Raw genomic sequence first — 22,827 nt, forward strand, 5'->3', positions numbered from 1 at the left:
TCTCAGCCGCCGGCGAAGGGCGGCAGCACGTCGATCGTGGCGCCGGCCGGCAGCGGGGTGGCCCGATCATGACAGGCCACGCCGTCGACCAGGAAACTCGCCGCCCGCAACACGCGGGCCAGCCGTTCGCCGTGCCGCCCGGCCAGCTCGGCGGTCACCTCGTCCAGGGACCGGCCGGCGGGCACGGCCTCCTCGGTGCGACCGGCCGCGGCCCGGGCGCCGGCGAAATACCGGACGGTCAGCTCCACCGCTCAGCCGCCGATCGCCGACATCGGCCGGGCCGGTTGCAGGAACGCCGGGTCGTCGATGCCGTGACCGGCCCGCTTGCCCCACATCGCGGTGCGCCAGCGGCGGGCCATCTCGTCGTCGTCCGCCCCCGCGCGCAGCGCGCCGCGCAGGTCCGACTCGTCGGTGGCGAACAGGCAGGACCGGAGCTGTCCGTCCGCCGTCAGCCGGGTGCGGTCGCAGGCGCCGCAGAACGGCCGGGTCACGCTCGCGATCACGCCGACCCGGGCCGGCCCGCCGTCCACCAGCCAGGTCTCGGCGGGTGCCGCGCCCCGCTCGGTCGGATCGGCGGTCAGCGCGAACTCGCCACGCAGGGCGGTCAGGATCTCGTCGGCGGTGACCATGGTGGCCCGGTCCCAGCCGTGCTGCGCGTCCAGCGGCATCTGCTCGATGAAGCGCAGCTGGTAGCCCTGGGCCAGGGCGAACCGGAGCAGCGCGGGCGCCTCGTCGTCGTTGACCCCGCGCATCAGCACCGAGTTCACCTTGACCGGGGTCAGCCCGGCCGCGGCCGCGCCGGCCAGGCCGGCGAGCACGTCGGCCAGCCGGTCCCGCCGGGTCAGCCGGCTGAACCGGTCCCGGTCCAGGGTGTCCAGCGAGACGTTCACCCGGTCCAGACCGGCGGCGCGCAGGGCGGGCGCGAGGCGCGCCAGACCGATGCCGTTGGTGGTCAGCGAGATCCTCGGTCGCGGCTCCAGCGCGGCCACCGCGGCCACGATGCCGGGCAGGCCGGGGCGGATCAGCGGCTCGCCGCCGGTGAAACGCACCTCGGTCACGCCGAGCCGCCGCACGGCCACCCGGACCAGCCGGACGATCTCCTCGTCGGTGAGCAGCTGCGGCCCGGCCAGCCAGGGCAGCCCCTCCGCCGGCATGCAGTACGTGCAGCGCAGGTTGCACTTGTCGGTCAGCGACACCCGCAGGTCCCGGGCGACCCGGCCGTACCGGTCGACGAGGACCCCGTCGGTCGTCGGCGCGGCGGTCACCTGTCGACCGTAGCGCGCCCGGCACCGCGCAGGGCGGCCCGGGCCGCGCCGGTTACCGCATCCCGGTACGCCCCACCGAACAGCGCCGTGTGCACCAGCAGGAGGTGGAGCTGGTGCAGCGGCATCCGCGCCCGCCAACCGTCCGCCAACGGCCACGTCTCCTCGTACGCGGCCAGGATCCGCGCCAGGTGCGGCGGGCCGCCGAAGAGCGCGAGCTGGGCCAGGTCGGTCTCCCGATGCCCGCCGTGCGCGGCCGGGTCGATCAACCAGACCCGCTCGTCGGCGCCCCAGAGCAGGTTGCCCGGCCACAGGTCGCCGTGGATCCGGCTCGGCGGCTCGTCCCCGCCGAACTCGCCGATCCGGTCCAGCACCTCCGTCACCAGGGCGGCGTCGGGCGCGGTGAGCGCGCCACCGTCGACCGACCGGCGCAGGTACGGTTCGAGCCGGCAGCGGGCGAACCAGGCGGACCACGGGCCGGGGTCGGGGGTGTTCTCCGCCGGTAGCGCGCCGATGAACCCGGGCCAGTCGGCGCCGAAGGCCGGTGCCCCGCCCCGGTGCAGGCCGGCGAGCTCCCGGCCGAACCGCTCGGCGGCCTCCGGCGTCGGCTCGCCCGGCTCCACCCAGTCCAGCGCCAGCAGCCCGGGCAGCGCCACCAGCACCTCCGGCACGGCCACCGTGCCGGCCGCCCGCAACCAGCGCAGCCCGGCTGCCTCGGTGGCGAAGAACCCGTCAGGCACCGGGCCGGCCGTCTCCGGCCAGGTCTTGGCGAAGATCGAGTGCCCGTCGTCCAGGGTCAGCCGGGAGGCGGCGCAGCTGTCACCGCCCGCGACGGGCGTCTCCCGGATCCGCTGGTGGGTCAGGAACGTCGGCAGGTGTTCCGGGTGCGCCCGCAGGTACGCCAGGTCCATGTGCGCAACGTAGCCCGTCGGCGCGCGGCGTGTGTCCCGGGCGCGTCGGAGCTCCGCGCGGGAGGGTGCCGGTTGCGGCTCCACCTGCGGAGATACGGAGGGTGACTGTGGATAACCCGCGTGTCATCCACAGGGCCTGTCGGGGCGCACCGGGGCCGCGCAGGCTGCCCGCATGACCCCGACCGACCCCGCCCGCCTGGCCGTCCGCTCGCCCGCCGACCTCATCGCCGCCGTGCCGTATCTGCTCGGCTTCCATCCCGCCGACAGCGTGGTGGTGGTCGCGCTGCGCGGTCGCCGGATCATCTTCGCCGCCCGCGCGGACCTGCCCGATCCGGGCGCCGACCCGCAACCGCCGGCCCACCACCTCGCCGAGGTGATCCGGCGGCAGCGCGCCGACGCGGCCACCGTGATCGGGTACGGCCCGGCGGGCCGGGTGACGGCGGCCGTCGACGCCGTCCGGGCGGTGCTCGAAGGGGCCGGCCTGCTCCTGCTCGACGTCCTCCGGGTGACCGACGGTCGGTACTGGTCCTACCTGTGCACCGAGGTCGACTGCTGCCCGCCCGACGGCAACCCGTACGACCCGGCGGCCAGTCAGGTCAGCGCGGCGGCCGTCCTCGCCGGGCAGGTCGCCCTGCCCGACCGGGCGGCCCTCACCGCCCAGGTGGCACCCCTGTCCGGCCCGGTACGCGTCGCCATGCGCCGGGCCACCGCCCGGGCCGAAGGGCGGCTGACCCGGCTGCTGCGCCGCGCCGGCGGACCCGGCCGGCCGGCCGGCACCCCGCGGCCCGGAGTGGCCGACGGCGCCCTGTCCGACAGCGGCCGGTCTGACGGTGGCCCGCCGCTCGGCGCGACCGACGGCGAGCGGCCCGACGACCGGGCCGTGCACGGCGCCGGGGTGGCGGCGACGCGGTCGGCCCAGCGCCGGCACCGGCGGGGGGAGCGGTTAACCGACGACGAGGTCGCGTGGCTGAGTCTGCTGCTGACCCGGCTGTCGGTCCGCGACCACGCCTGGGAGCGCACCGACGGCCGGGACGCGGACATCAGCCTCTGGACCGACGTGGTCCGCCGGGCCGAGCCGGCGTTGACCGCCGCGCCGGCCAGCCTGCTGGCCTTCGCCGCCTGGCGGGCCGGGCAGGGCGCGCTGGCGGCGGTGGCCCTGGAACGGGCCCTGGCCGTCCAGCCGGGCTACTCGCTGGCCCTGCTCCTCGACGACCTGCTCCGCCGGGGCGTACCCCCGTCGGAGCTGGACGGTTGGCCGGCCGTGGCCCTGCCGAACGTGGTCCGCAGGCGGGCCCGCCGCCCCCGCCTGCCCCGCCGCGGCGCCTGACGCCCGCCGCTGGGTGCCCGCGCCCGCCCCGTCGCCGGCCGCCCCGTCGCCGGACGCCAGCGCTCGCCCCGCCCCGCCGCCGGACGCCAGCGCTCGCCCCGCCCTGCCGCCGGACGCCCGCGCTCACCCACCCTGCCGCGGCGCCGGACGCCCGCGCTCGCCCCACCCTGCCGCCGGCCGCCCGCGCTCACCCACCCTGCCGCGGCGCCGGGCGCCCGCGCTCGCCCCACCCTGCCGCGGCGCCGGGCGCCCGCGAGCGGCCCGGGATCAGCCGGCGTCGGTGATCCGCTGGGCGCCGGTGTAGACGTTCATGGTCCGGCCGCGCAGGAAACCGACCAGGGTCATGCCCGCCTCGACGGCCAGGTCCGCGGCGAGGGTGCTGGGGGCGGAGACGGCCGCCAGCAGGGGTACGCCGGCCATCCAGGCCTTCTGGGTCAGCTCGAAGCTCGCCCGGCCGGACACCAGCAGCAGGTGCCCGGCCAGCGGCAGCCGATGCTGGCGGGCCGCCCAGCCCACCACCTTGTCCACCGCATTGTGCCGGCCGACGTCCTCGCGGAGCACCACCAGTTCGCCGCCGGCGGTGAACAGGCCGGCGGCGTGCAGCCCGCCGGTGCGGTCGAAGGCCCGCTGCGCGGCCCGCAGCTTGTCGGGCAGCCCGGCGACGACCTCCGCCGGCACGGCCAGCGGGTCGTCGGCGACCGGGAAGAGTGACCGGGTCCGGACCGCGTCGATGCTCGCCTTGCCGCAGACCCCGCACGAGCTGGTGGTGTAGAAGTTCCGGGACGGGTCCGTGGTCGGCTCCGGCACGTCCGGCCCCAGCACCACGTCCACCACGTTGTACGTGTTCGGGGTCTCCGCGCCGGCGCAGAGCTGGGCGGTCCGCACGTCCTCGGCCGAGCGGATCAACCCCTCGGTGAGCAGGAACCCGATCGCCAGGTCGATGTCATCGCCCGGAGTCCGCATGGTGACCGCCAGCGGTCGCCGCCGCCCGGGGCCGGCCGGGCCGACCCGGATCTCCAGCGGTTCCTCGACCGCCATGCTGTCCGGCCGGCGGACCGACCCGCGGCCCTCCGCCGCCGCGTCCAGGTCGATCCGGAGCACGCCACGTCGATCGGTCGCCCGTCCCATCCCGTCATCCTCCCCCGCCCGGCCAGCCGCCACACCCACCGGCGCTCGACGGTGCCCGCGATCACCCGCCCACCCGGTCGGCCCGTGGCGCGGCGCCCGTCGGCCCCAGCGTGCGGTGGCCCGCCCTGCTAGCGCCCTCGCCCGGTGGTGTCGGAGGACCGCCCCGGCCGGCCGCGCCCGCCGCCGGTAGGTAGGTGTGTTCGCGCCCTACCAACTTGATGTCGTAAACGAATCACCCGCCGGTAAAGGCGGTCGGCCGCGCACATAGAAGGCGAGGTCAGGCCGGTGGGAACAATCCTCTGTCGGCCGGGCCGCCCGGCCTTTGATTCGTTTACGACATCAAGTTCGTAGCCTGCCGGGAGCACCCCCGACCCTCGGGACGGGCGGGGCATGCGCCAGGCGGCAACGGACCGGCACGCCGGTCCCGGAGCGTCCGGCCAGGGCCGCTGTCCGGCCAGGGCCGCCGTCCGGCCCACGGAGCGTTCCGACCAGCCGGCCGACCAGCAGAGCCGCGGCCGAGCGCGGCGGCTGGGCTACCGGGGCGGCCGACCGAGCGGCGTGGCCTACCGAGCGGGGTGGTCGGGCGAGCGGGCCGGACGCGGCCTAACGTGACGGGATGGAGGCGTACGCGGCGGTCGTGCTCGCCGGTGGCGCGGCCCGGCGGATGGGTGGGGTGGACAAGCCCGCGCGGCCGGTCGGTGGCCGGCCGATGCGCGACCGGGTGCTGGACGCGGTCGCCGACGCCACGCCCCGGATCCTGGTCGGCCCACCCGGCCCGGTGCCGCCGGACGTGTGGGTGACCCGGGAGGAGCCGCCCGGCGGCGGACCGGTCGCCGCCGTGGCCGCCGGGCTGGCCCTGCTGCCACCCACCACCGCCACCGTGGCCCTGCTCGCGGCCGACCTGCCGCTGCTAACCCGCGACGCGGTCGGTGAGCTACGGCGCCGCCTGGCCGCCGCACCGCCCCGTGCAGCCCACCGCCCCGACGCGGCCCACGCCGACGCGGCCCACGTGCCCGCCGACAGGGCACACCGCCCCGAAGCGGCCCACGAGCCCGCCTACGGGGCCCGCCATGCCGGCCCGGACGGGGTCTGCTTCGTCGACGGGGACGGGCGCCGGCAGACGCTCTGCGGGGTCTGGCGGGTGGGCCCGCTGCGGGCCGCGCTCGCCGAGCTGACCGCCCGGCGGGGCGGTACCGCGCACGGTGCCCCGCTGCGGCAGCTGCTCGGCGGGCTCACCGTGCGGGAGGTCGTCTGGTCCGGTGCGGGGCCGCCGCCCTGGTTCGACTGCGACACTGACTCGGACGTACGCCTCGCACAGGAGTGGACGCGATGACGGTGATGGACGACTGGGTGACGGCGGCCTGCGCCGAGCTTGGCCTCGACCCGGCGGAGGTGTCGGTGCCCACCGTGCTCGACCTGGCCCGGGACGTCGCCCACCAGGTGTTGCGCCCGGGTGCCCCGGTCAGCGCGTACCTGCTCGGGGTGGCGGTCGGGCGCGGCGCCGACCCGGCGGTCGCCGCCGCCCGGCTCAGCGACCTGGCCGCGACCTGGCCGGTCGAACTCGGCTCGGACCGCCCCGCCTGAGCCGGCCGCCGGGGTCGCCCCGGTCGGGGCTGGTTGGCGATCTCGACGGCGTGGGTAGGGTGACTCTGACGGACGGAGGCGATCATGACGGCAGACCACCCCTCGGCGCCGCCCGCCGCTCCGGCGGGCACCCCACCGGAGCCGCACGAGTCGATCCTGCTGGACGAGCCGAGCACGGCCGACCTGCGGGCGAAGGTCACCGAGGCGTGGCGGGAGTTCGCCCGGTCGCTGGCCGAGCAGCTGCGCGAGCTGCCCGCCGGGGCGCACCTCGAGTTGACCCTCGACCCGACCGCCTCCGGCACCGGCGACGCCGTCTACTCGACCAGCGTGGACGTCGGTGAGCAGGGCCGGCTCTCCGCCCGCGCGGTCGGCAACGCGACCCTGCCGGCGGGTTACCGGCTGGACCGGGCCGCCGTGGCCGACATGATCGCGCTCGGCTGGTCCCCGCCCGGCGTGGTTCCCGGCTCCGGCGAGGACTTCGGCCTGGACTGCTCGGTCGCGGAGGTCGGCCGGCTCGCGCCGGTGCTCACCCGTACCCTGCGGGACGTCTACGGGGCCCCGCACCCGGCCTTCCTGGTCTATCTGGTCCACGACGGGCAGGGGGAGTCGCTGCCGCTGCGACCGTTGGGCACCGCCCGCAGCGAGTTCGGCCCGGACCGGGACGTGGAGGCCGACCTGGACGAGGCGCTGGCCGCCGCGGCGAGCGCCAAGGAGGTCGACACCGAGGTGCTCGATCTGGCCGAGCGGGTGCGTACCGTCGTCTCCACGATGTTGAAGTCGAAGTCCGACCAGATCCAGGTCGACTCGGACGGCGACATCAACATCCGGGCCGGCTCGGCGATGGTCTTCGTCCGGGTCCGGGACAACCCGCCGCTGGTGGACGTCTTCTCCCCGGTGCTGACCGAGGTCGAGCCGACCGAGCGGCTGTACGTGAAGCTCTCCGAGCTGACCAACCGGATGCCGATCGGCCGGCTCTACTGCGCCGACGACACCGTGTGGGCCTCGATCCCGGTCTTCGGCCGCAACTTCCAGGCCACCCACCTGATGCTCGCCGTGCAGGTGATGACCGGGCTGGCCGACGAGCTGGACGACCGGCTGCACGGCGAGTTCGGCGGCAAGCGCTTCTTCGGCGAGGGGGACAAGCCGGCCCGGGCCATCGAGGGGGAGCACCGCACCGGCATGTACCTCTGAGCCACCGTCGGCTCAGCCCACGTCGAGCAGGGTCTTGCCGACCGTGGCGCGGGCCTCCATGGCGGCGTGCGCGTCCGCCGCGCGCTCCAGCGGGAACCGCTGGCCGATGAGCGGCCGCAGCCGGCCGGCCGCGCCGTCCGCCAGGGCCTGCCGGGTGTACGCCCGCAGCTGCTCGGGGGTCGGGGCGGGGCGCACCAGCGTCACGCCCCGCCGCTGTGCGTCCGCCGCGTCGATCGCCGCCCAGGCACCGCTGGCCAGCCCGTAGCTGATCATGCGCCCGCCGGCGTCCAGCAGCTCGTACGCCGAGCGGGCCGGCCCGCCGCCGACCCCGTCGAAGACGACGTCCACCGCGCCGACGGCGTCGCGTACCCGGTCCGTCCAGTCCGGCGCGGTGTAGTCCACCGCCACCTCCGCGCCGAGCCCGGGCAGCAGGGCCACCTTCCGGGCCCCGCCCGCGGCGGCGACCACCCGGGCGCCGGCCCGCGCGGCGAGCCGGACGAGCAGGCTGCCCACCCCGCCGGCGGCGGCCTCGACCAGCACCCGCTCGCCGGGGCGCGGTGCGGCGGCGTCAACCAGCATGGTCGCGGTCCGGCCGTCGGCGAGCAGCGCCACCGCCTGGTCGAGGGCGAGCCCGTCCGGCACCTCGAAGAGCGCCTCCCGGTCCACCGCGACCCGCTCGGCGTACCCGCCGCTGCCGCCGGTGCCGGTGACCACCCGCCGGCCGACCAGCTCCGGGTCGACGCCCGGGCCGACCGCCGTGACCACCCCGCCGACCCCGTTGCCGGGGATCGTCGGCAGCGGCCCGCGGAACGGTCCGAAGCCGGTGGCCCGGAACATCGTCTCGACGAAGGTGAGGTTGGCGTGGGCCACCTCGACCAGCACCTGCCCCGGGCCGGGCGCCGGGTCCGGTGCCGGGCCCGGCACCAGCACCTCCGGCCCACCGAACTCCCGCAGCCACACCGCGCGCACGGCACCTCCCCGCTCGTCCCTGCCCCGCCCGTCCCGCTCGTCCCGTCGAGTCAACGACATGAAGCGAGGTTGAGGTCAAGGATCAACCGGTGGATGGGCCGACGCCGGGGGACTCCACCAGCCGGGAGAGCACGATGGTGCTGCGGGTGGAGGTGACGAACCCCTCGGCGCGGAGCCGCTCCAGGGCCTCCTCGAGGTGCGCGATGTCGGCGGCCCGCAGGTGCACCAGGGCGTCCGCCTCGCCGGAGACGGTGTACGCGCCGACGACCTCGGGGTGCCGGCGGGCGGCGGCCCCGATCTGCGCCGGGGTGGTCCGGCCGGCGCAGAACAGCTCGACGAACGCCTCGGTGGTCCAGCCGACGGCGGCCGGGTCGACCACCGCGGTGAAGCCCCGGATGACCCCGGTGGATCGGAGCCGGTCGACCCGTCGCTTGACGGCCGGGGCGGAGAGTGACACCCGGGTGCCGATGTCCGCGTACGAGGCGCGGGCGTCGGCCACCAGTAACGCAATGATTCGCTGGTCTACCGTGTCGATCTGCAACGTTCCGCCTCTGGCAAGCAATGGTTGTGGCTGTTACCAAAGTTCTACGCTACCTACTCTTGGTGACCGTGAACCAGCAGCGAGTCCCGCGAAAGCGGACATATCTCATGTGCTCGCCCGAGCACTTCGCCGTCGAGTACGCGATCAACCCGTGGATGGACGTCACCACGCCCGTCGACGCGGAACTGGCGGTCAAGCAGTGGGACCGGCTGCGCGAGACGCTCGTCGGTCTCGGCCACGAGGTGCACCTGCTGGACCCGGAACCGGGGCTGCCGGACATGGTCTTCGCGGCCAACGGCGCGTTCGTGGTGGACGGCCACGTCTACGGCGCCCGGTTCAAGCACGAGCAGCGGGCCGCCGAGGCCGCCGCGCACCGGGCGTTCTACGAGGAGCGGGGCTGGCGGTTCATCGCCCCGAACGAGACGAACGAGGGCGAGGGGGACTTCGCGTACCTGCCGGACGCCCACGGCGGGCTCGTCCTCGCCGGGCACGGCTTCCGTACCGAGCTGCCGGCGCACGCCGAGGCGCAGGAGGCGCTCGGCCGCCCGGTGGTCTCGCTGCGCCTGGTCGACCCGCGGTTCTACCACCTGGACGTGGCGCTGGCCTCGATCGACGACGAGAACGTCGTGTACTACCCGGGCGCCTTCTCCGCGGCCAGCCAGCGGGTGCTGGGCCAGCTCTTCCCGGACGCGGTGATCGCCGACGACGAGGACGCGCTGGCCTTCGGGCTGAACCTGGTAAGCGACGGCCTGAACGTGGTGCTGAACAGCGAGGCGAGCCGGCTGGCCGGCAAGCTCAAGAACGCCGGTTACCACCCGGTCCCGGTGGAGCTGGCCGAGCTGAAGAAGGGCGGCGGCAGCGTGAAGTGCTGCATCGCCGAGCTGCGCCCCTGACGGTGCCGGCGCGGCGGCGGACCGCCGCCGCGCTCAGCCCTGCGTCGAGAGCTCGGTGACCAGGACGTTCGACAGCAGCTGGCCGTCCGGCTCGACCCGGCGCAGGTACCACTTCTGCTGCGGGGTACGCGGCTGGTTGAACTGCCAGGGCCCGCGCGGGCTGTCGATCTGGCCGATCTTGCCCATGGCCAGGTTGACCTGCTGCGCGGTGGGGGACGCGCCGGCCAGCCGGATCGCCTTGTCCAACACCTGCGCCGCGTCGTACGAGGCCATCGCGTACGTGGTCGGCGAGGCGTTGTAGGTCTTGCGGTACGCCGAGGCGAAGACCCGGTTCGGGGTGTTGTTGAGATCGGCGGAGTAGTTCAACGCCGTCTCGACCCGGGCGACCTCCTGGGGCTTCACGTCGTCGAGCACGGTGCCCTCGGTGAGGAAGCCCGGCGCGAAGACCCTCCCCCGGTAGCCGGCCTGGTGCAGCTGCTTGAGGAACTCGACTGCCGCCGGCCCGGCGAAGTGGCAGAAGACGCCGCTCGGGTTGCGGTTGAGCAGGGCCTGGATGTCCTGGGCGTACGCGGTCCGGCTCGGGTTGGGCGCGTCGGTCGTCCAGATCGGCGCCCCGGCCAGCCGGGGGTCGGTGGCCCCGAAGCCCCGGCGGAAGCCCTCCACCACGTCCCGGCCGCCCAGGCCCTGGGGCGCGATGATGGCGATCCGGTCGCGGGCCGGCAGCTGCTGGCGCAGGTACTCGCCGAGCGCCCGGCCCGGCTCGTCCAGCACGTACGAGGTCCGCCAGATGTAGACCACGCTCTGCAGGCTGGTGGGCGAGGCGTTCGAGCCGACCAGCGGCACCCGGGCCCGTTCGACGGTGTCCCGGATGCCGGTCATCACGGCGGAGCCGACCACCCCGGTCAGCGCCAGCACGCCCTCCTTCAGCAGGCCGTCCACCGCGGCCTTGCCGCTCTTGGCGCTGTCTCCCTCGTCGGCGGTGAGCAGGGTGACCGGGTGGCCGCCGAGCTGCTGGTCGTTGAGGCTGAGGAAGAGCTGGAAGCCGTTGAGGATCTCGTCGCCGATGGCCTTGTACGCCCCGGTCTGCGGTGCCACGAGTCCGATCTTGACGGGACTGCCGGGTGTGCTGGTGGTGCCGGTGTCGTCGTCGGCGCCGCACCCCGCGGCCAGGCCGGTCGTACCGAGTGCGGCCAGCAGTTGGAGGGCCCGCCTGCGGTTCATCTGCGACACCGAGTTCCTTTCGGGAGCGTTGCAGGGCCGGTCACCGCCCCCTCGGCGTTCTACCTGGTTGGCGACGCTGCGTCAATGCCTAGTGATCATCGAGCAAGGACCGCAACGCGGCAGTTACCTGGGGCCAGGCGGCCGACTCCGGGTCGATCAATCCGAAATGCTCGCATCCTTGCAGCTCAACAAGGGTGGCGGGGGTGCCGGCGGCGGCTGTGGCGGCGACGTACCGGCGGCTGATGGACAGCGGCACCTGACGGTCCTCAGTGCCGTGCATCACTACCGTGCGTGCGCGCGCCGGTACCAACGACCGTGGATCGCTCGTCCGGTACCGGTCCGGGACGTCGTCCGGGCCGCCGCCGAGCAGCGCGGCCACCGCGCCGGCGTCCAGGTCCAGCCGGTACGCCTCGGCGAGGTCGGCCACCGGGGCGAGCGCCAGCACCCCGCCCACCGCCTGCGGGGCGTGCGCGGCGGCGTACAGGGCCAACTGACCGCCGGCGGAGTGACCGATCAGGATCGGCGGGCCGGGCGGCACCAGCCCGGGCAGCGCGTCGGCCGCGAGTGCGGGCAGCGCCGCCACCCCGGCGAGCACGTCGGTGAGGGTGTGCGGCCAGCCGCCGTCCGGCTGGCCGGTGCGGCGGTACTCCAGCTGCGCCACGGGATGCCCCAGGGCGGCCAGCGCCGCCGCCAGCGGGCCGGTGTGGGTGCGGTCGTACTCCGCCCGCCAGAACCCGCCGTGCACCACCACCAGGAGCCGTCCGGCCGGGCCCGGGCCGGCGGGTCGGCGCAGGTCGGCGACCTGGTCCGGGTGGCTGCCGTAGGCGACGGTCACCTCGGGGGCCGGGGCGGGGCGGGTGAGCACGGCACGTGGGTCGGCGGGCATGGCGGCGACGGTAGCGCGTCGCCGGCCGGTCCCACCGCACCGGCCGGGCGGTCCCGGCGCGCAGCCATGGCGGCGGTGGGGTAAAGATGGGTGCCATGACCGAAGCGCGTGCAGGTGGACAGAACGACGAGCCGGGCCAGGAGGACGCCGGGCACTCCGGCACCGTGGTGGTGGTCGGCCCGGACGGCCGGCCGGTCGGCACCGTGCAGACCGACGACGGCGGGGGCGAGGACCCGGCCCGCCTGGTCGAGCAGCCCGCCAAGGTGATGCGGATCGGCAGCATGATCAAGCAGCTGCTGGAGGAGGTCAAGGCCGCGCCGCTGGACGACGCCAGCCGCAACCGGATGCGGGAGATCCACGAGCGGTCGATCGTCGAGCTGAAGGAGGGCCTCGCCCCGGAGCTGCGCGACGAGTTGGAACGGCTCTCGCTGCCCTTCACCGAGGACCAGACGCCCAGCGAGGGCGAGCTGCGGATCGCCCACGCCCAGCTGGTCGGCTGGCTGGAGGGGCTGTTCCACGGCATCCAGGCCGCCCTGGTCGCCCAGCAGATGGCGGCCCGCATGCAGCTGGAGCAGATGCGCGGCGGCCGGCAGGCGCTGCCCAGCGGGCCGGGCGGGATGGTGCCCGGCATGCCGGGCATCGGGCAGCCGCCGGGCGGCGAGGGGCACAACACCGGCCAGTACCTCTGATCCCGGGTGCGGCGCCGCCGGCCGCGGCGCCGCTCACCCGGCCGGGAAGACCTTCTCCAGGTACGCCGCCACCCCGTCGTCGGTGTTCGCCGCGGTGACCTCGTCGGCGATCTCCAGCACCGCCGGGTGCGCGTTGGCCACCGCCACCGCCCGGCCGGCCCAGGTCAGCATCGGTACGTCGTTCGGCATGTCGCCGAAGGCCAGCACGTCCCGCTTGTCGATGCCGTGCCGGGCGCAGTACCAGGCCAGGCCGGCGGCCTTGGTCACCCCGGCGGCGGAGATCTCCACCAGCCCGCTCCGCGAGGAGTGGGTCGCCTCGGCCAGCCCGGCCAGGGCCCCGGTGATCAGCGCCACGAAGGCGTCCGGGTCCTGCTCGCCGGCCCGGGCCAGCAGCTTCACCGCCGGCACGGCCAGCAGTTCCTCCGGCGACTCGATCGCCCGGATGGCGTCGGTGTCGGCGTCCCAGCGCAGCGGATAGTGCGACTCGTGCCGCATCTGCCGGCTGTCCACGATCTCCACCGCGAAGCTGATGTCGGGCACCTCCGCGCGCAGCCGGCGGGCCACCTCGGCGAGCAGCTCCGGGGCGAGCGGGTCGGCGCGCAGCACCTCGTCGGTGTGCGGGTCGTAGACCACCGCCCCGTTCGCGCAGATCGCCGGGAGCGGGGCGTCGAGCTGGTCGTACACCAGCTTCAGCCAGCGGATGGGGCGGCCGGTGACCAGCACGACCGGCGTGCCCTCGGCGGTGATCCGCTTCAGCACCGCGGCGGTGCGCGGGGTGATCCGGGCGTCGTCGTCGAGGAGTGTGCCGTCGATGTCGCTGGCGACCAGGCGGGGTGGTGAGGGAGCCATCATCGGGACAGTAGTCGGTCCAGGTAGACCGCGACGCCGTCGTCGTCGTTGCGCAGGGTGATCTCGTCCGCGGCGGCCCGGACGTCGGGGTGCGCGTTGGCCACCGCGACCCGCGCCCAGCCGGCCCAGCCGAACATCGGCAGGTCGTTGGGCATGTCGCCGAAGACGAGCACCTCGGCCGGGTCGACGCCGAGCCGGGCGGCGACGACGCTGAGCCCGGTGGCCTTGTCCACCCCGGGCGGGCAGATCTCCACGAAGCCCAGGCCGGCCTGGGTGAGCGTGGCCACCTCGGCGGGGACGATCCGGCGGGCGGTGGCCAGCAGCTCGTCCACGTGGTGGTCGGCGGTCCGGACGAACGCCTTGATCACATCGCAGGAGAGGCATTCGGCGCGGCTGCGCTCCTCGAACAGGTCCGGGTAGGGCCAGCTCGGGTGGTAGTCGCCCCAGAGCGGCGCGTCCTGCTCGCCGGACGCCTCCACCATCACGGTCAGCGGGCCCACCTCGGCCTCCAGGTCGGCCAGCAGTCCGGCCAGCACCTCGCCGCGCAGCCGCTCGTCGCGCAGCAGCACCGGGCCCGCCGGGTCGCTCTGGTCCACCACGCAGCCGCCGCCGGCCATCACCAGGAAGTCCGCGGCCCGGATGTCGTTGCGGGTCAGCTCCTTCAACCGCGGGCCGCGGCCGGTCGCGCCGACGACCGGAATACCGGCGGCCCGCACCCGGTCCAGCACCCCATGGGTGTACGCCGACACGGTGTCGTCGCTGCGCACCAGCGTCCCGTCGAGGTCGGTGGCGATCAGTTTGGGCAGTCCCGGGCGGGTCATGGCTCCTCCTTCGCCCGCCGCCGTCACGCCGGCCGCTCTGGTCGTCGGTGCCTCGACCGACCAACGGCGGGCAGCAACCGTACCTCGCGGAAGGGACGGCAACCACGGCTTCCCGGCGAATCGGGCACCAACGGCCGGCGACCGTCCCGTGACCTGCGGGTTCCGTCCGAGCGGGCCGTCAGCGGGGCGGCTCGGGGTGGGCGAACGGCGGGCCGTCAGCGGGGCGGCTCGGGGTGGGCGAACGGCGCGGCCGGCTGCACGGTCAGGTCGGCGGGAGCGAGCGGCTCGTCCGGGTCGGCGGCCCCGGGGCGCCGCCACCCGCCGGTCGCCTCCCCCGGCTCGGGCTCCCCGGCCCCGCCGTCGGGCGCGGGGACGGCGGGCTCCGCTGCGGGCCCGCCGGCCCGGCCGGCCAGGTGCAGCGCCGCCGCGAGCAGCAGGGTGGCCAGGAACGCCATGGTCAGCCCGCGCCCGTACTCGGCCCGGTAGCCGTCGTCGGAGGAGAAGTAGAACGTGCGGTCGGCCAGGCCGTCGAGGGAGAGCGCGTGCGCGGTCAGCACCGCCGCCACGGCCACGGCGAGGGCCAGCCCGGCCACCCGGGCGTTGGGGCGTACGGCCGCCGTGCCGCGTAGCGCGAGCGCCACCGCGACGGCGAGCCCGAGCAGGCCGGCCAGGTAGCCGATGCCGAACCCGCCGATGTCCCCGACCCCGTTGGGCACCCGGACCGTCTGGTTGCCCTCCGGGCCGCCGTTGGGCAGGGTCAGCACCACCCATTCCCCGACCAGCGAGGCGATCGCCGCCGCCGCGCCCAGGCCGGCCAGCGCCAGGGGCAGCCGGTGGTCCCGGGTGAGCGCCGCGAGCGAGGGCCGTCGGCGTGGCTGCTCCGGCCGGCCGGGCTCGTCCGGGCCCCACTCGACGACGGCCGTGCCGTCGGCCCGGTTGTCCTGCCGGGGGATGGGGAGATCCTGGGACATCGGCCACCTCCGCGCTCGCGGGCCTGCGTCGAATCATGACACAGCCGGTACGGCGCGACCGGGACGCGGATCGGCCGTCGGGCCGGGTCGGTCGCCGCGGACCGCCGTTTCGGTTAGCGTCGGTGGCATGCCTATCCGTACCGCTTCCGCACGTTGGCAGGGCAACCTCACCGAGGGTGCCGGCACCCTCCGCACCGGCAAGGGCGGGCTGGAGGGGAACTACTCCTTCAAGTCCCGCTTCGAGGAGGGCGAGGGGACCAACCCCGAGGAGCTGATCGGCGCCGCGCACGCCGCCTGCTACTCGATGGCCTTCTCCAAGGCGCTGGCCGACGCCGGCGCGACCCCCACCTCGGTGGAGACCACCGCCAAGGTGCACTTCGACAAGACCGACGCCGGGATGACGGTGACCGCCATCGACCTGGAGACGGTCGGTCAGGTCCCGGGCATCGACGAGGCGCAGTTCGGCAAGCTGGCCGAGGCGGCCAAGGAGAACTGCCCGATCTCCCGGCTGCTCTCCCCGGGCGCGACGATCAACCTGAACGCCCGACTGGCCTCCTGACCACCGCCGACGGTCCGGGACCGCCCCTGGTCCCGGGCCGCGGCCCGTAGGCCGGCTGCCGGTGGCCGTGGCTCGGGGCAGAATGGCGGGCGTGGCCGTCGAGATGAGCCGGGAACGCTTCGAGGAACTGGTCGGTGACGCCCTCGACGAGGTGCCCGCTGAGCTGCTCGCGCTGATGAACAACGTGGTCATCCTGGTGGAGGACGATCCGCCGCCGGAGGACCCGGATCTGCTCGGCCTGTACGAGGGGCACGCGCTGACCGACCGGGGCTGGGACTACGCGGGGGTGCTGCCGGACCGGATCTTCCTCTACCGCCACCCGATCCTGCGGATCTGCGACACCGACGACGACGTCGTCGACGAGGTGGCGGTGACCGTGGTGCACGAGATCGCCCACCACTTCGGCATCGACGACGTGCGGCTGCACGAGCTGGGCTGGGGCTGACCGTCCGGCCGGTGCCGCCCGTTCGGGCGTCCAGCGCCGGGCCTGCCGCTCGGCCGATGTCGCCGGTTGCGCTGGTCACCTACCGTTCCGCCAAGAACCGGAACAGGGAGGGAACCCCATGCGCAGCGCGCTGTTCTCCGCGGAGAACCTGGAGAAGGAGTCCGCCCAGCCCGGCATGCGGCTGCAGAACTCCAAGATGCTCAAGATCGAGCTGAACGGCGAGGCGATGGCCCGGGTCGGCTCGATGGTCGCCTACCAGGGGCAGGTGCAGTTCCAGGCGCTCGGCTCGGGCGGCATCGGCAAGTTCATCAAGCAGCGTCTCACCGGTGAGGGCGTGCCGCTGATGAAGATCAGCGGGCGGGGTGACGTGTTCCTCGCCGAGCTGAGCAAGGACGTGCACGTGATCGACCTGGAGCCGGGCGACGCCCTCTCCATCAACGGCTCCAGCGTGCTGGCCTTCGACTCCACCCTCCAGTACGACATCCGGATGGTGGGCGGCGCGGGGATGGCCTCCTCGGGCCTGTTCAACTGCGTCTTCTCCGGCCACGGCCGGATCGCGATCACCACCCGGGGCACGCCCGTGGTGCTCAACGTCGACCAGCCGACGTACGTGGACCCGCAGGCGGCGGTCTGCTGGTCGGCGAGCCTGCAGACCGGCTACCACCGGGCCGACCAGCTCGGCCTGGGCACCCTGCTGGGCCGCAGCACGGGTGAGGCGTTCACGATGAGCTTCGCCGGCCAGGGCTTCGTGGTCGTCCAGCCCTCCGAGGAACCCCCCGTCCAGGGCAGCGGCACCCAACAACAGGGCGGCCTCCTCAACAACCTCATCTCCTGACGCCACCCCTGCGGAGACTCGCGTTGATCATGAAGTTTGCGTCGCCAGAGCGGCCGATCCGCGACGCAAACTTCATGATCAACCCATCGAGGTGGGGCCTCGGTCAGGTGAGGTGGCCGGTGCGGAGGCGGGCGAGCCAGGCGGCGGCGTCGGCGTAGTCGGTGTCGGAGAGGCCGGCCGGGGCGGGGATCGGACGGTCGGTCGAGCCGTCCAGCCAGCGGTGCCGGGGGTACGAGCCGAGGAACCGTACGTCGGCGCAGACCCGGCGCAGCCCCTGCAACGCCTCGCCGAGCCGGACGTCCGCCACGTGCCCGGTGCAGTCGAGGAAGAAGACGTACCGGCCGAGCGCCTCGCCGGTCGGGCGGGACTCGATCCGGGTCAGGTTCACCCCGCGTACGGCCAGCTCCATCAGCACCGACAGCAGCGCGCCCACCCGGTCGTGGGCGATGTAGACGGCCAGCGAGGTGACGTCGTCGCCGGTCGGCGGGGGCGGCGACCCGGGGCGGGAGACCAGCACGAACCGGGTCACCGCGTCGGCGTGGTCGGCGATCTTGTCGGCCACCACCTCCAGCCGGTGCCGGGCGGCGCCGACCGGGGCGCAGATCGCCGCGTCGAACTCGCCGGTGGCGGCGCCGGAGGCGGCCGCGCCGTTGGAGAGCACGTCCACCACCGTCGCGTCGGGCAGCCACTCCCGCAACCAGCCCCGGCACTGGGTGGACGCCTGCGGGTGCGCCGCCACCGAGCGGATCGCGCCCAGCGGCGTCCCCGGCCGGGCGCCGAGCACGAACTCCACCGGCAGGACCACCTCGCGGGTGATCACCAGCGGGCTGCCCTCGGCCAGCTCGTCGAGGGTCACCCCGACCGCCCCGCCGATCGAGTTCTCCAGCGGCACCAGGGCGGCGTCGGCGTCCCCGGCCCGGACGGCCTCCAGCGCCTCACCCACGCTGCGGGCGGGCGTCCGGCTGCCCCGGTCGGCGGCGGACACGGTACGCAGCGCCTGCTCGGCGAAGGTGCCCTCGGGCCCGAGATAGACGAAGCGGGTCGGCGGTGTTCCCGGCATGCCGACCAGCCTACGCACCGGGTGCGTTCGGCAGGTCCGGGTCGCAGGCCAGCGCCCGAATGCCGGGCGGCGCGTCGGCGGCGACCCGGGGGCTGCACACGTCGGTGCCGGCGGTGACCAGCGTCAGCCCGCCCGCGCCGTTGCGGGTGACCGCCTGGAGTTCCTCGTGCCCGGTCACCTCGAGGGTGGTGTACTGCCAGTCGTCCGCGCAGAGCGGCCCGAGCGTCACCCGGACCGCGACGTCGCGGGAGAGCACCCGGGCCGAGCCGCGCAGCAGGGAGATCACCGTGCTGCCGGTCGGGCGGCCCGGGCACGGGTTCACCACCGGCGGCGGTGGCGGAGTCGGCACGGCCGCCCCGGTGGGGCCGGGCAGCGCCGGCGAGGTCGGCGGGAGGCTCATCCCACCCCCGTAGGGCGGCAGGCCCGCCCCGGCCGGCGGCACACCGGTCCCTGCGCCGAACGGCGGAAGCCCGTCCGCGGCCGGCGGGAAGCCGGTGCCGCCCGGAGCCGGCGTCGGCCAGCCGGTCGCGCCGTCCGGCGCGAGGGTCGGGGTGCTGGACGGGACGGGCGCCGTGGCGGGCCGACCGGCGTCGCGCTGCGGCGGCGGGGCGCCGCAGCCGGCGAGCGGCACGGCGGCGAGCAGCGCGCAGACGGCCAGACGGGGTACGGCCCGGCGGGCCGGTGGGGTGAGCGGCATCAGCCGATCCTCGGCATCGGGGAGCGTCGTGGTGGCGACTGCCCATGTTAGGAGGATCGGCGGCCGGGGTGAAGGGCCACGGGCGCCCGGATCGGCTCGGCCCACGTGCCCGGCTGGGCCGGTGCCGCCCGGCTCGGCCCGCATGCCCGGCTCGACCCGCGAGCCCGGCTCGGCCAACAGGCCGGCTCGGCCGGTGCCGCTCGGCTCGGCCCGCGTGCCCGGCTCGGCGATGCCGCCCGGCACGTGCCGTCCGGTCCGCTCGGGTTCCCCGAGTCGAAACTCGGCGGAGCGATCAGACCTCGGAGAAGAAGGTGAGCGAGCCGGCGACGGATCCGTCGTGCAGCACCGGCGTGGTGATCGCGTCCACGGTGGCGTCGGACGCGCCCTCGGCGGTCGCCTGGACCCGCAGCAGCCCCCGGGCCAGCCGGCCCGAGTGCAGGGCGAGCAGCGGGGGGATCTTGTCGGTCTCCTGCTCGGTGAGCTCGCCCCGGTTGGCGGTGAAGTCGAGCAGCCGCAGCCCGCCGCCGAGCAGCGGCAGGCCGATCATGTCCTCCGGCGCGCCGAGGCAGAGCAGCTCGCAGCCGGAGGCGGAGACCGCCACCACCCGGGTCTCGGCGTCGATCAGCAGGCACGGCTCGGCCGCCTCGGCGACGATCTCCGACCACCGTTCGAGGCTGTCGAATTCCCGCTCTGTCGAGGTCCGCCCGTCGGGCACGAACACTTCCGAGAGTGAGAGTTCGACGTGGGCCACCGAGCCTCCTATGTACACCAGGCGTCCGTCCACGCTAGCCGGTTTGCCCGGCAACCGCCCGGTCCCGTGGCGCGCCGGGCTCGCCGTGCTGGTCAGCCGGCCCGACGGGGGTCGGGCGGGGGCACGGTGCGACGGCGGTGCGAGGCGGTACGGGAGCCGGGGGGCGTCGCCGCTGACGTTACCGGCGGGCGGCCGGCTTGTCAGCGGCCGTTCGGCCCTCGTCATACCACCGGTAGTCCGCCGCCGGGCGGTAGGCGCCGTTCAGCCAGGTGGACGGGGCCTGCGCGACCCGGGACAGCTTCTCGGCGGTGGCCGGGCTGATCCGGCTGCCGCCAGCGATCAGGAGCCGGTCGAGCTCCCGGTGGGTCGCCATGAGGCAGTCCTTCGGCAGCCCGTACACGCTGATGACGCCGGAGCCGACGAAGGTCAGCACCGGCGTCACCGGGATGGGCAGCCCGACCGCCTCGGAGAGCGCCTTGCTCGCCCGCTTGGCGTCCCGCCGGGCCTCGGCCACGTACGGCGGGCGCTTGCCGTTGATCTGCACCACGTCGCCCGCGACGAGCACCCGGGCCCGGCCGTGGTCGGCGATGGTGACCGCGAACAGACCGCTCGGGCCGATGGCGAGGAAGCCGGCCCGGTCGTCCTGACCGGACTCCAGCAGCGCCTCCGCGACGTCGGTGCGCGGCCACTCGATGACGTGCCAGGCCGGCCCGAGGTGGTCGAGCTGGCCGACGGCACGGGCACCGGCGGCCTCCAACCGGCGGGCGTCCCGCTCGGCGCGGCGGCGCCGGGCCCACTGCAACGGGCCCGGGCGGAGCGGCTCCAGCGCGGGGGAGTCGGCACGTGGCGGCGATGCCACGGGCGGCAGTGCCCGCGGCGGCGTCACGGCTCGGCGAGCGGGAAAGACAGTCATCGCGACCTCCGGCAAAAGGTCCCTCGAAGTTATGTCCCCACTACACTACGTTGAACCTACCGGGGCTCGGCAAGTTGGAGCACCGGAATGACTGCGGATGAATGCCATATTCATCCGCAGTTCTTTTCTCGGATGGTGCGGAACCGGTGTCCTACGCTGCCAGAGTGACCCACTACGTGGACAGCGAGGTCGGTCGGCTCGGCGCCGTCCTGCTGCACCGCCCCGGCCCGGAGCTCGCCCGGCTCACCCCCCGCAACAACGACTCGCTGCTGTTCGACGCCATCCCCTGGGTGGGGCGGGCGCAGGAGGAGCACGACGCCTTCGCCGGCCAGCTGCGGTCCCGCGGCGTGGAGGTGCTCTACCTCGCCACCCTGCTGGCCGAGACACTCGCTATTCCGGACGCTCGCGCCGAACTCACCGAGCAGGTGCTCGCCGGGCCCCGGCTGGGCGACTCGCTGCGCCGCCGGGTGGCCGACCATCTGGCCTATCTGGACCCGGCCGCGCTGGCCGACGTGTTCACCGCCGGGCTGGCCCACGAGGAGCTGCGGATCAGCCCCGAGCGGCCGGGTGGTCTGGTCTACACCCTGATGGACCGGCACGACTTCGTCATCGACCCGCTGCCGAACCTGCTCTTCACCCGCGACTCGTCACTGTGGATCGGCGACCGGGTGGGGGTCACCAGCCTGGCCATGCCGGCCCGCCGCCGGGAGACCACGCTGACCGACGCGATCTACCGGCACCACCCCCGCTTCGCCGGTACGGAGTTCGTCTACCACCACCGGTTGGAGCACCTGGAGGGCGGGGACGTGCTGCTGCTCGCTCCCGGCGTGCTCGCCGTCGGGGTGGGCGAACGGACCACCCCGGCCGGCGCCGAGCGGCTGGCCCGGCAGGTCTTCCGGGCCGGGCTGGCGCACACCGTGCTGGTGGTGCCGATCGCCCAGGAACGGGCCACCATGCACCTGGACACCGTCTGCACCATGGTCGACGTCGACGCCGTGCTGATGTATCCGAACGTCGCCAGCACGCTGTCGGCGTACACGGTGATCGCCGGCGCGGACGGCGAGGACCCGCGGGTCGACGGCCCGGCGCCGTTCCTGCGCGCGGCGGCCGACGCGATGGACCTCGACCAGCTCCGGGTGATCGACACCGGGCTGGACCCGGTGACCGCCGAGCGGGAGCAGTGGGACGACGGAAACAACACCCTCGCCCTCGCGCCCCGGCTCTGCGTCGGGTACGAGCGCAACGTGGAGACCAACGCCCAGCTGGAGCGGGCCGGCATCGAGGTGATCCCGATCGCCGGCTCGGAGCTGGGCTCCGGCCGGGGCGGGCCGCGCTGCATGTCCTGCCCGCTGGTGCGGGAGCCGCTGGCCCGCCCGGGCCGGCTCAGCGCAGGGTGAGCTGGCGACCCAGCAGCCCCTGCCGGGCCCGGCGGCCCGCCGGGTCCAGCGGCGCCTGATCGGCGAGCGCCTCGGCGTACCGCTTGGCGAACTCGGCGACCGGGCCCTCCCACTCGCCGGCCGGGACGTCCTCGGGCAGGTCCCACACCGGCACCAGCCGCCCGTGCGCCCGGAACATCCCGGCGAACCGGGTGCCGTCGCCCAGCGGCAGCGTGCCGGCCGCGCCCAGCCGGGACAGCGCGTCCAGCGCGGTGTCCTCGTCCTCCGACAGCACCCAGCGCACGTGCGCCTTCTCCGGCACCTGGCACCAGTAGGCGGCCCGGGCCGAGTCGAGCCGGACCGTCGGGTAGACCGCCGCGTTCGCCCGCTCCAGGGACGCCTGCACGGTCGGGTCCTCCCCGGCGCCCGGGTCGAGCCAGAAGTCGAAGCCCTCGTGCATGGTGATCTCCAGCGGACCGTCCACCAGGACGTCCTGGAGCCGGGGCCCGGGGCCGGGCAGCGGCGGCACGGTGACCGGGCTGCCCGGGGTCGCCCGCAGCGCGCTGATCAGCGCGTCGGCCAGGTCCCGCGAGACGTCGCCGGACTGCTGGTGGCGCTGCAGCCCGACGAAGACCCGGCCGTCCTCCTTGGTCATCGCCGGTGCGGCCATCGGCAGCACGGTGGCCAGCACCACGGGCCGGTCACCGTGCTCCTCGACCAGTGCCGGGGCGAGCCGCAGCGGGGCGGACGCGGCGGGCACCAGCTCGCGCAGGGCGATCCACTCCGGCTCGTCGACCAGGCCCTCGAAGGGACGGGGGACGAAGACGTCCCGCACCTTCTCCCGCTTCGGGGCGGTCTCGACGGCGCGTTGGCTCTTTCGACGCTTGCTCACGGCGTCACAGCCTAGATGCCGGAGCGGACCGGGGTGGGCCGACCCGCCCCCGGCGC

General features: G+C 75.2%; 26 protein-coding genes. 10 read left to right on the forward strand and 16 right to left on the reverse strand.

Features of this window, described 5'->3' with window-relative positions; genetic code table 11:
- Positions 1-2: 2 nt before the first annotated feature.
- Genes K7640_RS17465 through K7640_RS17475 form a run of 3 tightly spaced genes read right to left on the reverse strand, consistent with a single transcriptional unit; the run spans position 3 to position 2,173 of the window.
- A complete protein-coding gene (locus K7640_RS17465; protein WP_222955911.1) occupies positions 3-248 on the reverse strand; it encodes a MoaD/ThiS family protein in 246 nt (81 codons plus the stop codon).
- 3 nt (positions 249-251) lie between these two features.
- Positions 252-1,265 (reverse strand): GTP 3',8-cyclase MoaA, encoded by a 1,014-nt coding sequence (gene moaA / locus K7640_RS17470; protein WP_222955912.1) that lies wholly within the window; start codon positions 1,263-1,265, stop codon positions 252-254.
- Positions 1,262-2,173, reverse strand: a complete 912-nt coding sequence (locus tag K7640_RS17475) for a fructosamine kinase family protein (protein ID WP_222955913.1) — start codon at positions 2,171-2,173, stop codon at positions 1,262-1,264. Before K7640_RS17475 ends, moaA begins: the two co-directional genes overlap by 4 nt.
- A 172-nt stretch (positions 2,174-2,345) precedes the next feature.
- On the opposite strand from K7640_RS17475, the gene K7640_RS17480 reads away from it, so the two are divergent.
- Positions 2,346-3,500 carry a DUF4192 domain-containing protein gene (locus K7640_RS17480; RefSeq protein ID WP_222955914.1) on the forward strand — a complete coding sequence of 385 codons (1,155 nt, stop codon included), beginning with the start codon at positions 2,346-2,348 and terminating at the stop codon, positions 3,498-3,500.
- A 267-nt stretch (positions 3,501-3,767) separates the two neighbouring features.
- On the opposite strand, the gene fdhD is transcribed toward K7640_RS17480, so the two are convergent.
- Complete coding sequence (gene fdhD / locus K7640_RS17485) at positions 3,768-4,628, reverse strand: formate dehydrogenase accessory sulfurtransferase FdhD (protein ID WP_222955915.1); 861 nt, start codon at positions 4,626-4,628, stop codon at positions 3,768-3,770.
- 616 nt (positions 4,629-5,244) lie between these two features.
- Between fdhD and K7640_RS17490 the strand changes: the two genes are divergently transcribed.
- The 3 genes from K7640_RS17490 to K7640_RS17500 all read left to right on the forward strand — a co-directional run bounded on the left by K7640_RS17490 (position 5,245) and on the right by K7640_RS17500 (position 7,403).
- Positions 5,245-5,961, forward strand: a complete 717-nt coding sequence (locus K7640_RS17490; protein WP_222955916.1) for an NTP transferase domain-containing protein — start codon at positions 5,245-5,247, stop codon at positions 5,959-5,961.
- Positions 5,958-6,212, forward strand: a complete 255-nt coding sequence (locus tag K7640_RS17495) for a DUF6457 domain-containing protein (RefSeq protein ID WP_222955917.1) — start codon at positions 5,958-5,960, stop codon at positions 6,210-6,212. The genes K7640_RS17490 and K7640_RS17495 overlap by 4 nt, the downstream gene beginning before the upstream one ends.
- Positions 6,213-6,296: 84 nt before the next feature.
- Positions 6,297-7,403, forward strand: a complete 1,107-nt coding sequence (locus tag K7640_RS17500) for a YbjN domain-containing protein (RefSeq protein ID WP_222955918.1) — start codon at positions 6,297-6,299, stop codon at positions 7,401-7,403.
- A gap of 12 nt (positions 7,404-7,415) precedes the next feature.
- On the opposite strand, the gene K7640_RS17505 is transcribed toward K7640_RS17500, so the two are convergent.
- Both K7640_RS17505 and K7640_RS17510 read right to left on the reverse strand, forming a co-directional pair.
- A complete protein-coding gene (locus K7640_RS17505) occupies positions 7,416-8,372 on the reverse strand; it encodes a zinc-binding dehydrogenase (RefSeq protein WP_222956041.1) in 957 nt (318 codons plus the stop codon).
- A gap of 82 nt (positions 8,373-8,454) precedes the next feature.
- On the reverse strand, positions 8,455-8,913 hold the full coding sequence (locus tag K7640_RS17510; protein WP_222955919.1) for an Lrp/AsnC family transcriptional regulator: 459 nt from the start codon (positions 8,911-8,913) through the stop codon (positions 8,455-8,457).
- A gap of 59 nt (positions 8,914-8,972) precedes the next feature.
- On the opposite strand from K7640_RS17510, the gene ddaH reads away from it, so the two are divergent.
- Positions 8,973-9,806, forward strand: a complete 834-nt coding sequence (gene ddaH, locus K7640_RS17515; RefSeq protein ID WP_374198102.1) for a dimethylargininase — start codon at positions 8,973-8,975, stop codon at positions 9,804-9,806.
- Positions 9,807-9,839: 33 nt separating this feature from the next.
- Here ddaH and K7640_RS17520 read toward each other — a convergent pair whose 3' ends face one another.
- Entirely contained in the window at positions 9,840-11,036 is a 1,197-nt protein-coding gene (locus K7640_RS17520; RefSeq protein WP_222955920.1) for an ABC transporter substrate-binding protein, read from the reverse strand.
- 79 nt (positions 11,037-11,115) lie between these two features.
- A complete protein-coding gene (locus K7640_RS17525) occupies positions 11,116-11,913 on the reverse strand; it encodes a S9 family peptidase (protein WP_222955921.1) in 798 nt (265 codons plus the stop codon).
- An 86-nt stretch (positions 11,914-11,999) separates the two neighbouring features.
- Between K7640_RS17525 and K7640_RS17530 the strand changes: the two genes are divergently transcribed.
- Positions 12,000-12,602, forward strand: a complete 603-nt coding sequence (locus K7640_RS17530; RefSeq protein ID WP_222955922.1) for a bacterial proteasome activator family protein — start codon at positions 12,000-12,002, stop codon at positions 12,600-12,602.
- Between the two features lie 33 nt (positions 12,603-12,635).
- Here the strand turns inward: K7640_RS17530 and K7640_RS17535 are convergent, their stop codons facing one another.
- The 3 genes from K7640_RS17535 to K7640_RS17545 form a co-directional block, all read right to left on the reverse strand.
- Entirely contained in the window at positions 12,636-13,451 is an 816-nt protein-coding gene (locus tag K7640_RS17535) for an HAD family hydrolase (protein ID WP_222955923.1), read from the reverse strand.
- Positions 13,451-14,272 (reverse strand): HAD family hydrolase, encoded by an 822-nt coding sequence (locus K7640_RS17540; RefSeq protein ID WP_222955924.1) that lies wholly within the window; start codon positions 14,270-14,272, stop codon positions 13,451-13,453. The genes K7640_RS17535 and K7640_RS17540 overlap by 1 nt, the downstream gene beginning before the upstream one ends.
- A 215-nt stretch (positions 14,273-14,487) precedes the next feature.
- On the reverse strand, positions 14,488-15,243 hold the full coding sequence (locus tag K7640_RS17545; protein ID WP_222955925.1) for a hypothetical protein: 756 nt from the start codon (positions 15,241-15,243) through the stop codon (positions 14,488-14,490).
- A gap of 127 nt (positions 15,244-15,370) precedes the next feature.
- Here K7640_RS17545 and K7640_RS17550 point away from each other — a divergent pair, with 127 nt between their 5' ends.
- The 3 genes from K7640_RS17550 to K7640_RS17560 all read left to right on the forward strand — a co-directional run bounded on the left by K7640_RS17550 (position 15,371) and on the right by K7640_RS17560 (position 17,082).
- Entirely contained in the window at positions 15,371-15,802 is a 432-nt protein-coding gene (locus tag K7640_RS17550) for an OsmC family protein (RefSeq protein WP_222955926.1), read from the forward strand.
- 82 nt (positions 15,803-15,884) lie between these two features.
- Positions 15,885-16,247 carry a metallopeptidase family protein gene (locus K7640_RS17555; RefSeq protein WP_222956043.1) on the forward strand — a complete coding sequence of 121 codons (363 nt, stop codon included), beginning with the start codon at positions 15,885-15,887 and terminating at the stop codon, positions 16,245-16,247.
- A 118-nt stretch (positions 16,248-16,365) separates the two neighbouring features.
- Positions 16,366-17,082 (forward strand): AIM24 family protein, encoded by a 717-nt coding sequence (locus tag K7640_RS17560; RefSeq protein WP_222955927.1) that lies wholly within the window; start codon positions 16,366-16,368, stop codon positions 17,080-17,082.
- 103 nt (positions 17,083-17,185) lie between these two features.
- On the opposite strand, the gene pheA is transcribed toward K7640_RS17560, so the two are convergent.
- From pheA to K7640_RS17580, 4 genes are all read right to left on the reverse strand, one after another.
- On the reverse strand, positions 17,186-18,142 hold the full coding sequence (gene pheA, locus K7640_RS17565) for a prephenate dehydratase (protein ID WP_222955928.1): 957 nt from the start codon (positions 18,140-18,142) through the stop codon (positions 17,186-17,188).
- 10 nt (positions 18,143-18,152) lie between these two features.
- Positions 18,153-18,839 carry a hypothetical protein gene (locus K7640_RS30260; protein WP_255609297.1) on the reverse strand — a complete coding sequence of 229 codons (687 nt, stop codon included), beginning with the start codon at positions 18,837-18,839 and terminating at the stop codon, positions 18,153-18,155.
- A gap of 292 nt (positions 18,840-19,131) precedes the next feature.
- The gene (locus K7640_RS17575; protein WP_222955929.1) at positions 19,132-19,590 is read right to left on the reverse strand and encodes a hypothetical protein; all 459 of its coding nucleotides are present in this window, start codon (positions 19,588-19,590) and stop codon (positions 19,132-19,134) included.
- Between the two features lie 178 nt (positions 19,591-19,768).
- Positions 19,769-20,503 (reverse strand): hypothetical protein, encoded by a 735-nt coding sequence (locus K7640_RS17580; protein ID WP_222955930.1) that lies wholly within the window; start codon positions 20,501-20,503, stop codon positions 19,769-19,771.
- A gap of 164 nt (positions 20,504-20,667) precedes the next feature.
- Here K7640_RS17580 and K7640_RS17585 point away from each other — a divergent pair, with 164 nt between their 5' ends.
- Positions 20,668-21,900 (forward strand): arginine deiminase, encoded by a 1,233-nt coding sequence (locus K7640_RS17585; protein WP_222955931.1) that lies wholly within the window; start codon positions 20,668-20,670, stop codon positions 21,898-21,900.
- Here the strand turns inward: K7640_RS17585 and K7640_RS17590 are convergent.
- On the reverse strand, positions 21,887-22,771 hold the full coding sequence (locus K7640_RS17590; protein ID WP_222955932.1) for a DUF5926 family protein: 885 nt from the start codon (positions 22,769-22,771) through the stop codon (positions 21,887-21,889). The two genes, K7640_RS17585 and K7640_RS17590, sit on opposite strands and share 14 nt — an antisense overlap.
- Positions 22,772-22,827: the final 56 nt, after the last annotated feature.

The sequence above is a fragment of the Micromonospora sp. PLK6-60 genome (genome assembly GCF_019890675.1).
GTDB lineage: Bacteria > Actinomycetota > Actinomycetes > Mycobacteriales > Micromonosporaceae > Micromonospora.

What these genes read in the sequence shown, in the direction of transcription:
- K7640_RS17500 (WP_222955918.1), top strand. Translation starts at nt 6,297, where the DNA reads ATGACGGCAGACCACCCCTCGGCGCCGCCCGCCGCTCCGGCGGGCACC.
- K7640_RS17480 (WP_222955914.1), top strand. Translation starts at nt 2,346, where the DNA reads ATGACCCCGACCGACCCCGCCCGCCTGGCCGTCCGCTCGCCCGCCGAC.
- K7640_RS17550 (WP_222955926.1), top strand. Translation starts at nt 15,371, where the DNA reads ATGCCTATCCGTACCGCTTCCGCACGTTGGCAGGGCAACCTCACCGAG.
- K7640_RS17580 (WP_222955930.1), bottom strand. Translation starts at nt 20,503, where the DNA reads ATGACTGTCTTTCCCGCTCGCCGAGCCGTGACGCCGCCGCGGGCACTG.
- K7640_RS17535 (WP_222955923.1), bottom strand. Translation starts at nt 13,451, where the DNA reads ATGGCTCCCTCACCACCCCGCCTGGTCGCCAGCGACATCGACGGCACA.
- pheA (WP_222955928.1), bottom strand. Translation starts at nt 18,142, where the DNA reads ATGCCGGGAACACCGCCGACCCGCTTCGTCTATCTCGGGCCCGAGGGC.
- K7640_RS17545 (WP_222955925.1), bottom strand. Translation starts at nt 15,243, where the DNA reads ATGTCCCAGGATCTCCCCATCCCCCGGCAGGACAACCGGGCCGACGGC.
- K7640_RS17490 (WP_222955916.1), top strand. Translation starts at nt 5,245, where the DNA reads ATGGAGGCGTACGCGGCGGTCGTGCTCGCCGGTGGCGCGGCCCGGCGG.
- K7640_RS17530 (WP_222955922.1), top strand. Translation starts at nt 12,000, where the DNA reads ATGGGTGCCATGACCGAAGCGCGTGCAGGTGGACAGAACGACGAGCCG.
- K7640_RS30260 (WP_255609297.1), bottom strand. Translation starts at nt 18,839, where the DNA reads ATGCCGCTCACCCCACCGGCCCGCCGGGCCGTACCCCGTCTGGCCGTC.
- K7640_RS17555 (WP_222956043.1), top strand. Translation starts at nt 15,885, where the DNA reads ATGGCGGGCGTGGCCGTCGAGATGAGCCGGGAACGCTTCGAGGAACTG.
- K7640_RS17525 (WP_222955921.1), bottom strand. Translation starts at nt 11,913, where the DNA reads ATGCCCGCCGACCCACGTGCCGTGCTCACCCGCCCCGCCCCGGCCCCC.
- K7640_RS17540 (WP_222955924.1), bottom strand. Translation starts at nt 14,272, where the DNA reads ATGACCCGCCCGGGACTGCCCAAACTGATCGCCACCGACCTCGACGGG.
- K7640_RS17475 (WP_222955913.1), bottom strand. Translation starts at nt 2,173, where the DNA reads ATGGACCTGGCGTACCTGCGGGCGCACCCGGAACACCTGCCGACGTTC.
- K7640_RS17495 (WP_222955917.1), top strand. Translation starts at nt 5,958, where the DNA reads ATGACGGTGATGGACGACTGGGTGACGGCGGCCTGCGCCGAGCTTGGC.
- K7640_RS17560 (WP_222955927.1), top strand. Translation starts at nt 16,366, where the DNA reads ATGCGCAGCGCGCTGTTCTCCGCGGAGAACCTGGAGAAGGAGTCCGCC.
- fdhD (WP_222955915.1), bottom strand. Translation starts at nt 4,628, where the DNA reads ATGGGACGGGCGACCGATCGACGTGGCGTGCTCCGGATCGACCTGGAC.